Consider the following 13,761-nt stretch of genomic DNA (forward strand, 5'->3'; position numbering starts at 1 on the left):
ATAGAAGGAATGATTGAGGATGAATCAAGTTAAACCGAAAAATGTGATCACCCTAACGGAAGCACTTACAATGGCTGAGAAATTTCAATATGCAACTGGTTCTTTTTCACCGCGTTATACGGCCATGATTACCCCTGTTTTAAAAGCAGGCCAAAAAACAGCATCACCATTAATTGTCCAAATTTCACAAAAAGAATTAGAACGCTACGGGATTACCCCATTCGAATTCGCAAACGAGTTTTATTCCCAGGTAGAAAAATTGGCCATTACCGTGCCGGTAGTTTTACATCTTGATCATACCAAAGAGCTTAAAGTGATTAAGGATGCCATCGAAGCAGGTTTCACTTCCGTTATGATTGATGCTTCAGAAAAACCATTTGCAGAAAATGTGAGAATTACAAAAGAAGTTGTGGAATATGCCCATGCAAAAGGAGTTTCTGTTGAAGCAGAACTAGGAATGATTGGAACAACTGATTTTATTGAAACAGATAAAGATGAAGAGTTATATACAGATCCTGTTGAAGCGGCTGAATTTGTCAAGCAGACAGGTGTTGATGCATTAGCGGTATCGTGCGGCACAGCCCATGGTGTTTATATGGTACGTGAACCAAAGGTGGATTACGACCGATTAATAGCTATTCGTGAGTTAACTCCAGTGCATCTTGTACTTCACGGCGGATCAGGCGTGCCAAGTGAAATGATTCAAAAGGCATTCCAATTGCCAAAAGGCGGGGTAAGCAAAGTAAATATTGCAACAGACCTTGAACTTTCTTTCCTAAAAGCAATCGATCGAGAAGAGAGAATGACTAATGATGAGTGTAACCAATTAACAGAAGAGCGTTTAGTTATAGGTCAAGAGGCTGTCGAGGAAACGGTAAAGGAAAAAATCTCTCAATTTTTATTAAGCGACAATAAAGCTAGTCATTTCAACTAATAAAAACAACGAGAATTTGACAGGGGTTGAGGAAATGAAGGATAAAACTTTCCATATGATCGGAAATGCCCATTTAGATCCAGTTTGGCTTTGGCAATGGCAGGAAGGTTTTCAAGAAACAAAAGCAACCTTTAGGTCCGCATTGGACCGGATGAAGGAATATGAGGATTTCATTTTTACCTCTAGTTCAGCGGCCATGTATGAATGGGTAGAAGAAAATGATCCGGAAATGTTCGCGGAAATCAGGGAGCGGGTAAAAGAAGGCCGTTGGAAAATTGTAGGTGGATGGTGGATCCAGCCTGATTGCAATATCCCAAATGGAGAATCATTTGTAAGACAAGGACTATACGGTCAACGATATTTCCATGAAAAATTCGGGGTAACTGCCAAGGTGGGCTACAATGTCGATAGTTTCGGGCATCATGGCATGCTTCCACAAATATTAAAGAAAAGCGGAATGGACTCTTATGTTTTCATGCGGCCAGCGCCAAATGAAAAAGGGCTGCCAAGTAACCTTTTCTGGTGGGAATCGGATGACGGTTCACGTGTTTTGGCCTTCCGAATCATGTTTGAATACAATTCATGGGGAAAAGCATTAGATCGAATTGTAAAGCGGTGTAAAGGCGAGTTTAAAGGGAACGTTAATGACCTAATGATTTTTTATGGTGTTGGAAACCATGGCGGCGGTCCCACGAAGGAAAATATTGAGAGTATTTATCGGTTAAATCAGGATGATAATCTTCCTGCACTGGAGTTCTCAACACCTGAAGATTATTTTGAAAAAATGAAACATACAACCGATTTACCTGTCGTTCATGATGATCTCCAGCACCATGCCAGTGGCTGCTATGCCGCACATTCTGGTGTAAAGCAATACAATCGAAAAGCCGAAAATATGCTAATGACAGCCGAAAAATATTCAGCTCTTGCTTTTTGGTTAACTGGACAGCCATATCCAGATGAATTCAACCGAGCCTGGAAGGATGTTTTATTTAATCAATTCCATGATATTTTAGCTGGAACGAGTATTGAGTCAGCTTATGAAGACGCACGGAATTTATACGGAGAAGCATTGGCCATTGCTGACCGTGCTTTGAATAATGCAGTCCAGTCTATTTCTTGGAAAATAGATATTGAGCAGGATGAGCGAATGAAACCAATCGTTGTCTTTAATCCGCATGCATGGGAAAGTAAAGTGAATGTAGAAATTGAAATTGGCGGCTTAAAACCAACTTCTGTATTAGTAGATGATCTTGGAAGTGCAGTGGCCTATCAAACAGTACAGTCACAAGCAACGGCAGGAGGCCGTTACCGCTTAAACTTCTTAGCTGATCTCCCTGCGATGGGCTATCGTGTATATAAACTTTATACGGAAAATAACAGTGTGGAAGCGTCATTCGATACGATAGAAGCGGGTCAGCATTCGATGGAAAATGACCGCTTTAAGATTGAATTTGATGCGGAGACTGGCTGGATTACTAGTCTTTATGATAAACGAGTGGAGCACGAAGTATTTTCAGGTCCGGCGGCAAAACCGGTTGTAATAGAAGACAAAACGGATACATGGAGCCATGATACCCTTCACTTTAATAAAATTGCCGGAGATTTCAAAGCAACTAAAGTCTACCTTGCCGAGCATGGTCCAGTTAAATCAGTTATTCGCGTGAAAAGTGAATACGGCCGCTCCATTTTGATACAGGACTTCACGATGTATCAGGAAAAAGATCAAATTGATGTGAAGGTAACAGTTGATTGGCGGGAACAGTTTAAGATGTTAAAATTCGTATTTCCGATTAATGCCATCTTTAGAAAACAAACCTATGAAATTCCTTATGGGACGATTGAGCGGGAGCATAATGGGGAAGAAGAGCCTGGTCAGAGCTGGGTTGATGTAACGGGGGTTAGACCAAACCACGAAGGTGTGTATGGATTAAGTTTAATCAATGACGCGAAAAATAGCTACAGTATTCATAACAAAGACCTTTCTTTAACGGTTTTACGGAGCCCAATCTATGCACATCATGATCCGCTTGTTCCTGAAGAGGACGGAGAATATACCTTCATTGATCAAGGAATGCAGCGATTTGAATACTCCTTACTGCCTCATGAAGGAAGCTGGGAAGAAGCCGAAACACCAAAAAGGGCAGCTGAACTGAATTGTAAACCAATCTCCATTATCGAGACGTTCCATAAAGGTTCCCTGCCACAAACCGATTCTTATGTGAAAGTAAATGAGGACAATGTGCTTGTTAGTGCAATCAAAAAAGCAGAAGATAATGATGATTTAATCATTCGCTTGTTTGAAACGAATAAACGAGCAACTGAGACAGAGGTTAACTTACCGAAATTTAATCGCACTTTTAAGGTATTCTTTAAGCCTTCTGAAATTAAAACTTTCCGTATTCCAAAAGATCCTGATAAACAGGTTAGGGAAACGAATTTGATTGAGTGGGATGAGTAGATGGTTACTATCAATATGAAACAGACAATAAAAAAGCAGCTGCAAGAAACAGGACAATATATGATGCAGTATGATCTTGCCTGGGGAAATTCAGGAAATATCAGTGCCAGGACTGAGGATAACTCCTTTCTCATTACCGCAAGCGGGACATACTTAGGTGATTTGGATTTGGAGGATTTTGTTGAATATTCGTTAGAAACAAACAAGTGTATGACCAGCGGAAGAAAACCGTCAAAAGAAATACCCATGCATCAAGCAATCTATGAAACTCGACCTGAAATTGGTGCTGTTCTACATTCATCACCTTTATATAGTACACTTGTCGCTTCTTCGAATCTAGATATCCCTTCCGCTTTGTTTGTTGAAGGTATGTATTATCTAGAACGGATCGAAAGAGTAGCCTATGCTCATCCTGGTTCAATAAACCTCGGGGAACTTGTAAGAGATAAAGCGAAAAAGGCAAATATTTTATTGCTAGAGAACCATGGCGTTCTGGTTTACGATACCTCCATAAAAGAGGCAAAAATGGCGCTGCAAACATTAGAAATGGCTTGTAAAATGCTATTAATCTCTAGAAAAGCAAATGTTACTCTTCAAGAGCTTCCAGATAATGTAGTTCAAGGTTTTCTTCATGAATCGGGATATAAACCTCGGAGGAGGTGGGAAAGTTGATTGGTATAATCGCAGATGATATTACGGGTGCAAATGATATTGGCATTATGTATGCAAAATCAGGCTGGCAATCGGATGTCTATCCATACCCATTTTTTCAAAACAAAATGGGAACGTTCCCGCCAGATGTATTGATTGTTGATACGAACTCTAGGCTCGATCTATATGAGCATGCCTATGACAAAGTATTTGAGAGTACCAAAACATTACAGTCACTCGGATGTAAACAATTTTTCAATAAAACCTGTTCCGTCTTTAGAGGAAATATTGGTGCGGAATTTGATGCGATGCTTGATGCGCTTGGAAGTGAATTTGCCGTCGTTGTCCTGGGCTTTCCTAAAAACGGAAGAACGACGAAACATGGGAAGCACTATGTTCATGGGAAAAAATTGGCTGATTCTGAGTTTCGCCATGACCCAGTGCACCCGATGCTTCAATCGGATTTAATTGAAATTCTGCAAGCACAAACAAACAGAAAAGTTGCCCTCGTGGACCATGAAATTGTTGAACAGGGCAGCGATAGGCTTAAAGAAGAAATAAATCAAAAGCGTTCCCAATGCCAGTACTTGATTGTTGATGTGAAAGACCAGAGCTCCTTACAAGTCATTGCCGAAGCGATTAAGGAAGAACAAATTATTTGTGGTGCTTCAGGGATTGCAGAGGAATTAGCCATCGTCATGAAAAAAGGGCAAAATGACACACGGTCAGTTTCCATTCCACCATTAGATAAAGGAGTATTATGTGCAGCCGGAAGTTTAATGCCACAAACCTTTAATCAGGTAGAAGAAATGAAAAGACGCGGGCTTCCTGTTTTCGAAATGAATTCACCATTTCTTTTTTCATTGCAAAGAGAAGCACACTTAGAGGATCTTATTAGCAAGCTCGTTAGCTTGTTAAATGCAGGCAAGGATGCTCTTGTTCACTCTTCAAACACCTCAGATGTTGTCAAGGAAACAAAAGAACTCGGTGCTTCGTTAGGGTTTTCGAATACAGAAGTTTCAAAAATCGTCTCTCAGTCATTGGCTTTTGTAGTGGATGAAACGTTAAAAAGAACAACTGTAAACCGGTTGTTATTAGCGGGCGGTGAAACATCTGCTTCTGTTTGCAGCAGGCTTGGAATCGAAGGGCTGACTGTTTGGAAAGAAATTGAACCAGGTCTTCCATCCTGTATTAGTTTAAATGATCCAACGAGGATGCTAGTTTTGAAGTCAGGTAGCTTTGGCAGTACCGATTTCTTTGCGAAAGCGATTGATCACCTAAAAGAAAATTAATCGATAGATTTAATAGGGGATGTAGTCATGAATGCTAAATTAGTAAAACTATTTAATAAATATCCGGAATTAGTAGAATGTCAATCAAGTATTGAAAATTCGTTTAATGCGATTAGGCTGGCCTATGAATCTGGCAGAAAGGTTCTTTTAGCAGGAAATGGCGGCAGTGCTGCTGACTGTGAGCATGTTGTGGGCGAATTAATGAAAGGGTTTATGTCAAAACGCCCTTTACCGCATGAAATGAAAGACAAACTAGCCTCCGTTTCTGATGGAGATGACTATCTAGGTAATCATTTGCAAGGTGCGCTGCCAGCCATCTCACTTGTCAGTCATTCTGCGCTCATGACAGCATTTGCCAATGATGTAGCCCCGGATATGGTGTTTGCTCAACAAGTGTACGGTTACGGTAAAGCAGGAGATGTGTTTATCGGCTTTAGCACATCAGGTAATTCAAAAAATATTAATCATGCAGTAAAAGTGGCAAAAGCCTTGGGGCTGGTAACCATCGGGTTTACAGGTAAAAATGGCGGGGCTTTAAAAGAGCTATGCGATGTAACCATCTCTGTTCCTTTTGAATCGACTCCAGACATCCAAGAAAGACATCTTCCAATCTATCATACGCTTTGCTTACTTTTAGAGGAGGCATTTTTTGAATGATTCCAGTGCTGGCAGGATTAGATATTGGTGGAACAAAGTGTGCGGTTGTATTAGGAGTCGAGGTTGATAATGGAATTGAGCTAATTGCCAAAAGAAGTTTTCCAACACCTGGTACACCAGATAAAGCACTATTACTTATGATGAATGAATTAGAAAAATTATTGTTCGAACAGGAAGAACTTGAATTAAAAGCTATTGGAATCAGCTGCGGCGGTCCGCTTGACAGTAAAAGGGGACTAATCTTATCTCCACCTAATTTGCCGAATTGGGACCGTTTCGATGTCTTAACTCCTTTAATAAAACGTTTCGAAGTTCCTGTTTCCGTTCAAAACGATGCAAATGCCTGTGCTTTGGCGGAGTGGAAATGGGGAGCAGGAAAAGGGACGAGCAATATGATTTTTCTTACGTTCGGAACGGGAATGGGTGCAGGTTTTATTTTCAACGGGCGGTTATATACGGGAACAAATGATATGGGAGGCGAAGTCGGCCATATTCGTTTAGATCATGATGGTCCAATCGGCTATGGAAAAGCAGGTTCATTTGAAGGATTTTGCAGTGGCGGCGGAATCGCCCGCTTAGGACAAATGAAGGCTCTTGAGTGGATCAATCAAGGGAAAACGTCCTCTATTTGTTCTTCTCAGGAAGAAATTGCTGAGATCACAGCAAAATCAGTAGGGGAAGCCGCACAGGCTGGTGACGAGTTAGCAAATGAAATTTATCAAATTGTTGGGCGAAAATTAGGACGTGGTCTAGCGTTATTAGTGGATATGCTCAATCCAGAAAAAATTGTCATCGGGAGCATTTATTTGCGTCAAGAGGAAATACTGAAGCCATTTGTTATGGAGGAGCTTCAAAAAGAAGCCCTTACTTACTCACTTGAGGTATGCACTATCGTTCCTTCAGGATTAGAAGAAAGTGTTGGAGATTTAGCTTCTCTATCTGTTGCTAAGTACGCTTTGGACATCTAAGGAGGCGATAACCAATAAAACTAAAGGAGTACTCAAATGTTCCAATTCAAGCAAAAACAAGACGAGCAGACATGTCTTTTCAATCATCAGAGGATTTTTTCAGATATTCAAGTTTCTATTAATCATGATGGCAAAACCAATCAATCATTAGAACTTAAAAAGGTGGAAGAGGGTACTGGTGCAGACAATCTCGGTGAGTTTAGGAAGTATCTTTTTAACTTTTGTGATCATACTGAAACCGTTGCTGCGACGTTAACTTTCAATTGCTATGAATCATTTATCACAACGTTTGTTGATGCAGTAATCAAAAATGAAGAATTATTTAAGAAGCAGGTCTTTTTTTCAGCGAAGCATGCCATCAATATTACCATTAACAATGTAATGGAAGATTATGAGATTATGGCGAACTACCAGCATAAAGATTGGTGGACGCGTCCGTTTTTTACGAAAGACATTCAAGAACTACCAGAACGAACCCAATCATTACTAGTAAAAAATGAGGAAACTTATTATCATTTACTGCCGGTTTGCGATGAAATATCGCGGACTGATTTATCCGGGACGGAAAAGGGCTTACAAATTTCCATTTCTCCATTCCATGGCGGCTACGATCATTTATCTACATTTGCATTCATTTTAGGAGCGTCAATGAATCCATTTGATTTAGTGAATGAAAATGTAAAAGCGGCCTTAACGGTCACTGGTCGGAGCACTCTTCCAAGAGAGGATAAAACCTACCCGCAAATTTTGGATTACTTAGGCTGGTGCAGCTGGGATGCCTTTTATCATGCCGTGAATGAGGAAGGAATTCTGACAAAAGCCGAAGAACTGCAACAAAAAAAGTTACCTGTTAAATGGATGATGATTGATGATGGCTGGTCTGAGCTAGATGGAAAAAAACTTCAATCATTTCATGCAGACAAAGAGAAATTTCCAAATGGATTGTCTAATACCGTTTCATCATTAAAGCAAAATTATGGTGTTAACTGGGTGGGCGTTTGGCATACCCTTGCAGGATACTGGGAAGGAATCGCACCTGAGAGTCCATTAGCTAAATCGTTGGACAAGCATTTATATAAAACAAAGAATGGCAGCCTTATTCCATCGCCAAAAGCAGAAGAGGGATTTGGTTTTTGGCATGCATGGCACTCAAAATTGAAGAAAGATGGAATTGATTTTGTAAAGGTAGACAGTCAAAGTGCCATCTCCAATTTTATGGGAAATCACCAATCGGTTGGCGAGGCAGCAAGCGGGGCCCATACAGCACTTGAAGCTTCCTGCTCGTTACATTTTGATAACACCGTCATTAATTGTATGGGAATGGCAGAAGAAAATATTTGGCACCGTCCGTACTCCGCTGTTTCACGCAATAGTGATGACTTTGTTCCACAGGAAAACAACGGCTTTAAAGAGCATGCGTTACAAAATGCCTATAACTCTCTATACCACGGCGCGTTTTATTGGGGTGATTGGGATATGTATTGGACACAGAATCATGATGATCTCCAAAATATGGTCTTGCGAGTCATCAGTGGTGGTCCGATTTATTTTAGTGATGTTGTTGACCGAACCAATCCTGATAATATTTGGCCTTTAATTTATAAGGATGGAAGAATTATTCGGTGTGATCAGCCTGGTGTTCCAACGGAAGATTGTCTATTTATTAATCCTATTAAAACAAGGTCGCCGTTAAAAATCTGGAACACATGTAAAGGTGCGGGGGTTGTTGCGGCCTTTCATATTTGTGAGGGAAATGAATCGGTTCTTGGATCGATTGGAGCAAACGATATTCCAAATCTTAACGGTGAAACGTTCGTTATTTTTGACGTCATGACGAAAAAACATTGGAAAGTAAATAAAGAGGAACGAATTAGCATCGAATTAGCAGAGAATGGTGTCACCTTGTATGTCATTATCCCAATACAAGATTCCATTACACCAATTGGTCTGCTAAATAAGCTGATTTGTAATGATGGGATAGTAAACGTAAGGAACACTGAAAGAGAAGTAAGGGTAACATTAAAGGAAGGCGGCGTTTTTGCTTTACTGTCTGAGTGTCAATTATTGAAAGCATCCGTTAATGGTATAGAAGTACAAGTACAGCAAGACTCAGCAAATAAGGAGCTTTTTACGATTGATTGTAATCACCTTCATGGCGAAGTGTTGGTTGAGATTAAAAAAGCAGACTAACAGAAGGGAGCTGTGATTGTGATGCATCTGCAATTGCCTGCTCAAGACATTCCCATTTTGGCAGAGATTGATTTTGCCATAATTGGAGGATCCTTCGCTGGTTTAGCGAGTGCCATAGAATATACCAATCAAGGCAAATGAGTGATCATGGTTGAATCCAGGACGTATTTAGGAAGTGACATGACCGCAACACTCCGGCCTTGGATGGTTCCATCTGAGCATCAAGGTTCTAAACTAATGGAATCTTGTATTGGGGCCTGTGGAAAAACTTTGCAAAATGGAAGTTCGCAATCAATCGTTTTCCATCTCGATAAATTAAAAATAAAGCTGGAAGATGAATTATTGGCTGCCGGCGTGGAATTATTGTATGCATCCATTCCAATAGCTCTTACACGTACTGAGGATAATTGGAATGGTTTAGTCATTGCAAATAAATCCGGAAGACAATTAATTCGTTGTCAAGCGATTGTCGATGCATCTGAAACGGCTATTACTACCTTTTTGGCTCGTCAGGAATTGAAAACTTCTTTTAATGGAGAAATGGCCTGCTATAAACGTGTTTTAGAGTTTACGAATGTGAAAGAGACGGGACAACAAGTAATATCCGTTCCATCAGATTTAGGAATAAAAGATAATAAAGTGCAACTCTACCCAGGTTTCCATGGGAATGGTCATTACTATGTTGAATACCAAATATCATTACAATCAGAAAACAGCGTTGAAGGAAATCGTCATCGTGAGTCTGAATCTCAAAAATTAGGAATTACTCTTACAGAATTTCTCGTTCACAATGTTCCATCGTTTCAAAAAGCAATGCTATGTACCAGCTCCAATGAATTAAAAGGTCCATATCCGATGGAGGAAGAGGACAGTCGAATTCAAGAAAATGTCCAAATCGAAAATTTGAGCATAAACCATCCTAACACATGGTGTTTGTATCGAGATTTTTACGAACATAACAATGCTGGTTGGCTTGACCCTGTAAAAGCAGCAAGCTATGGTGAACAGTTTGCAAGATTAGTTGAAATTTTTATCCTAAAGGATAAGGATATTCAAGAGAAAAATCAAGATACAAACATGGATTCTCCCTATGAAATAAGGATTCCTGTTGACTTTTTAGAACGGGACCACAATTTCGTGAACGTTCCCAATCATGAAGTTTTCCTTTCTAAAACGGCCGATGTGCTTGTTTCAGGCGGCGGTTCTAGCGGAGGTTCAGCAGCCATTGTTTCTGCAGAGGAAGGAATGAAAACCATCCTAGTCGACCTTAACCCAGGTCTCGGTGGCACAGGTACTTTTGGCGGTGTTGACAGTTATTGGTTTGGACATCGTCATGGGTATGCTGAAAGGATCACAAAGCTAGTTAAGGATGTTCAGAAGAGAATAAAATACAAAGGACATAAATGGAATATCGAAGCGAAAAAATATGCGCTTTTAGAAACAGCTGATCGTCTAGGAATCGAGATGTTGTTCAACGCCATTACCTTTGGGGCCATCACAAAAGGAACTCGTGTGTGCGGCAGCCTTGTAGCCACACGGTGGGGAGCATGCTCCATTATGGCAGATTGTGTGATTGATGCCACTGGTGATGGTGATCTTGCCGCATTTGCGGGAGCAAAATCTGTCTATGGTGCTGTTCGGGACCATGTAGTGATGTGGTACTCGCTAGCTCAATATAATTCACCTGGTAAATTGCAAAATAATTTCACCAGTATGGTGAATGTTTCAGATGTGAAGGACTACACCAGGGCAATTCTGGCTGGGAGAAGAAGATGGAGCATGAATGTGGATGGATGTCATGATCATGGAATATATGTAGCCCCGCGTGAAAGCCGACATATAATTGGTGACGTAGTCATGAATATGAGTGATCAATTACTGCAGCGAAGCTGGCAGGATTGTATCAATATTCATTTAAGCAACCATGATATGAAAGGAATCAGTGAGGCGAACTGGTTACATGCCGGATTGATTCCACCGAATCTAGAAATAGAAATCCCTTACCGAATGCTTTTGCCAAAAGGGATTGATGGGATCCTAGTGGTAGGAAAAGCGATATCAGCCACCCATGATGCTCTGCCTGCTATCCGAATGCAATCAGATTTAGAAAATCTAGGCGGGATTGCTGCCCTTGCTGCTGCAATGGCCGTCAAAGAAAATAAGTATCCTAGACAGATAGACTACGGTCTTTTACAAGAAAGAATTGTGAAGGAAGGCTTAATACCTGAAAGTATCTTGACGAGGAAATTAGATCCAATTCACTATACAGATGAGCAGCTGGTGTCCTTAATTGATTCCATTGAGGTGAATGAGCCTCTATATGAATACTCTAATATGCGGATGAATGAAATCTATCAAAAGCGGATACCATTTGTTGAAATTTGTACTGTTGGGAAACGGATCATACCCTTTCTTGAAAAAGCATATGAAGATTCCGCTGGGATTCGAAAGGTTCGGATCGCCCAAGCGTTGGCCATGTACGAGTTAAAAGTAGGTGTCCCAACATTAATTTCAGAAATAATGACCATGCTTGAGGGAGAACAATTGCCCAAAAGGACTGCGGATATTTTGTATGTAACAATGCCTCCTGATCATGGTGCGATGCCAGATGTCTGTTATTTGCTATACTCACTGGGCCTTACTAGGGATAAGCGAAGCATTGCGGTTTGGCGGCGTGTTGCTAATCTATTGAATCCAATCGATAAAGATTTCGAAGATAAAATGTGGGGGCTTTTTTATTATATCCATGCTGTTAGCGTGGGTGCTGAAAGATTAGGAGATAGTGAAGCAATTCCAGTCTTAATGAAATTATGGGGAATTCCTTCTGTAAATATGCAGTATTGTTATTCTAGCTATCAGGCCGACTTTTTTCTTGAAAGACGCTCCCTTCTTGAATTGGCCATCGGTCGTTCATTGGCACGGTGCGGAAGCCCACAAGGGTATGAAATTTTAATCAATTATTTAGACGATGTTCGTTCCCTGCTTAGCAAGCAGGCGCATACAGAACTAAGACTTTTAAGCGGCCTCAATCTTAATAAGGATATATTGGAATGGACTGACTGGTTGGAAACAGAAAAAGCTTTGCTTAAACCTCAGCCATATCTCGAGCAAACGGATCTCGCTCACGATAACGAAACAATTACAAGAAAAATAACATCATAGTCTACGAGGAGGGTCAAGATCGTTTTCTAATCATTTAGAAGCGGATACATGCCCTCCTTAATCGTAAATTACCATATCGAAAGGGGTTCATAATTATGGCAATTATTACTTTTCCTAAAGATTTTAGCTTTGGAGTGTCAACTGCCTCTTATCAAATCGAAGGTGCCTATAACGAAGATGGCCGAGGCATGTCTATCTGGGATACATTTAGCCGGATTCCTGGGAAAGTCAAAAACGGAGACAACGGAGATAACGCCTGTGACAGCTATCATCGTATGGATGAAGATATTGCGTTATTAAAAGAATTGGGGGTGAACACCTATCGGTTCTCGATTGCCTGGCCAAGAATTTTTCCAACTGGAAGAGGAGAAGTCAATCAAAAAGGTCTTGATCATTACCATCAATTTGTTGATAAGCTGTTGGAAAACGGTATTGAACCTCTTTGCACCATCTATCATTGGGATCTTCCTCAAGCACTTCAAGACGAAGGCGGCTGGAAGAATCGCCAAACCATTGAGGCATTTGTAGAGTATTCAGATTTATTGTTCCGTGAGTTTTCTGGAAAAATCAAATCATGGCTAACCATTAATGAACCTTGGTGTGTTTCGTTTTTAGGCTATTTCGTTGGCGAACAGGCTCCTGGTGAAACAGATCTTCAGACTTCTCTTGATGTGGCACATCACCTGTTGCTTGCTCATGGACGAGCTGTTAAACGATTTAAAGAACTTGGAATTCCTGGTGAAATTGGATTTGCCCCAAATGTTACTTGGTATGAACCATTTAGTAATCGTCAGGAAGATATCGAGGCTTGTAAGCGGATATCAGCCTGGTTTATGGAATGGTTTTTTGATCCTGTATTTAAGGGCAGCTACCCACAAATATTAGTAGATTGGTTTGCAAAAAAGGGTGCAAAAGTAAACATTCAGGAAGGCGATATGGAAATTATTTCGCAGCCTATCGATATATTGGGAATCAACTTTTACACTGGAACGGTATCAAGATATAAAGAGGGCCAGGGAACGTTTGATTGTGAACACATTGAAGGTCTATTTGATAAAACAGACATTGGATTTACCATCTATGCGGATGCTTTTTATAAGGTATTGATGGATATAAAAAACAAATATGGTGATGTTCCTATCTACATTACTGAAAATGGAGCGACCTACAATCAAGACCCGGTAGATGGCCGAGTCCGCGACGATAAACGTATTAAATATCTGAAGCAGCACTTAACGCAGATTAGCCGTGCGCTGGAGTCAGGTGTGAATTTAAAAGGGTATTGTATTTGGTCACTGATGGATAATTATGAATGGTCTTATGGGTATAGTATGCGTTTCGGACTTGTTCATGTCGACTATCAAACCTTAAAAAGAACGAAAAAAGACAGCTACTTTTGGTATAGCAAATTGAATCAAAATTATTGGTTCGAGGTGTAGTTTTTCT

General features: G+C 40.5%; 10 protein-coding genes. All 10 read left to right on the top strand.

Going from position 1 to position 13,761, the window contains the following annotated elements; genetic code table 11:
- The first annotated feature begins 19 nt into the window (after positions 1-19).
- The 10 genes from ABES02_RS12020 (at position 20) to ABES02_RS12065 (ending at position 13,754) form a co-directional block, all read left to right on the top strand.
- Entirely contained in the window at positions 20-934 is a 915-nt protein-coding gene (locus tag ABES02_RS12020) for a class II fructose-bisphosphate aldolase (protein WP_430134713.1), read from the top strand.
- 34 nt (positions 935-968) lie between these two features.
- Positions 969-3,395, top strand: a complete 2,427-nt coding sequence (locus tag ABES02_RS12025; protein ID WP_430134716.1) for an alpha-mannosidase — start codon at positions 969-971, stop codon at positions 3,393-3,395.
- Positions 3,396-4,067 carry a class II aldolase/adducin family protein gene (locus ABES02_RS12030; RefSeq protein WP_430134718.1) on the top strand — a complete coding sequence of 224 codons (672 nt, stop codon included), beginning with the start codon at positions 3,396-3,398 and terminating at the stop codon, positions 4,065-4,067.
- Positions 4,064-5,338 carry a four-carbon acid sugar kinase family protein gene (locus tag ABES02_RS12035; RefSeq protein WP_430134721.1) on the top strand — a complete coding sequence of 425 codons (1,275 nt, stop codon included), beginning with the start codon at positions 4,064-4,066 and terminating at the stop codon, positions 5,336-5,338. The genes ABES02_RS12030 and ABES02_RS12035 overlap by 4 nt, the downstream gene beginning before the upstream one ends.
- A gap of 27 nt (positions 5,339-5,365) precedes the next feature.
- Entirely contained in the window at positions 5,366-5,995 is a 630-nt protein-coding gene (locus ABES02_RS12040) for a D-sedoheptulose-7-phosphate isomerase (RefSeq protein ID WP_430134724.1), read from the top strand.
- Positions 5,992-6,963 (top strand): ROK family protein, encoded by a 972-nt coding sequence (locus ABES02_RS12045; protein WP_430134727.1) that lies wholly within the window; start codon positions 5,992-5,994, stop codon positions 6,961-6,963. Before ABES02_RS12040 ends, ABES02_RS12045 begins: the two co-directional genes overlap by 4 nt.
- 36 nt (positions 6,964-6,999) lie before the next feature.
- The gene (locus ABES02_RS12050; RefSeq protein WP_430134729.1) at positions 7,000-9,153 is read left to right on the top strand and encodes a Sip1-related alpha-galactosidase; all 2,154 of its coding nucleotides are present in this window, start codon (positions 7,000-7,002) and stop codon (positions 9,151-9,153) included.
- Positions 9,154-9,171: 18 nt separating this feature from the next.
- Positions 9,172-9,294, top strand: a complete 123-nt coding sequence (locus tag ABES02_RS12055) for a hypothetical protein (protein ID WP_430134732.1) — start codon at positions 9,172-9,174, stop codon at positions 9,292-9,294.
- A gap of 6 nt (positions 9,295-9,300) precedes the next feature.
- Positions 9,301-12,315, top strand: a complete 3,015-nt coding sequence (locus ABES02_RS12060) for an FAD-dependent oxidoreductase (protein ID WP_430134735.1) — start codon at positions 9,301-9,303, stop codon at positions 12,313-12,315.
- Positions 12,316-12,410: 95 nt separating this feature from the next.
- Positions 12,411-13,754 carry a GH1 family beta-glucosidase gene (locus ABES02_RS12065; protein ID WP_430134738.1) on the top strand — a complete coding sequence of 448 codons (1,344 nt, stop codon included), beginning with the start codon at positions 12,411-12,413 and terminating at the stop codon, positions 13,752-13,754.
- Positions 13,755-13,761 lie beyond the last annotated feature (7 nt).

It is taken from the genome of Neobacillus pocheonensis, from assembly GCF_050477905.1.
GTDB classification, from domain to species: domain Bacteria; phylum Bacillota; class Bacilli; order Bacillales; family Cytobacillaceae; genus Neobacillus; species Neobacillus pocheonensis_A.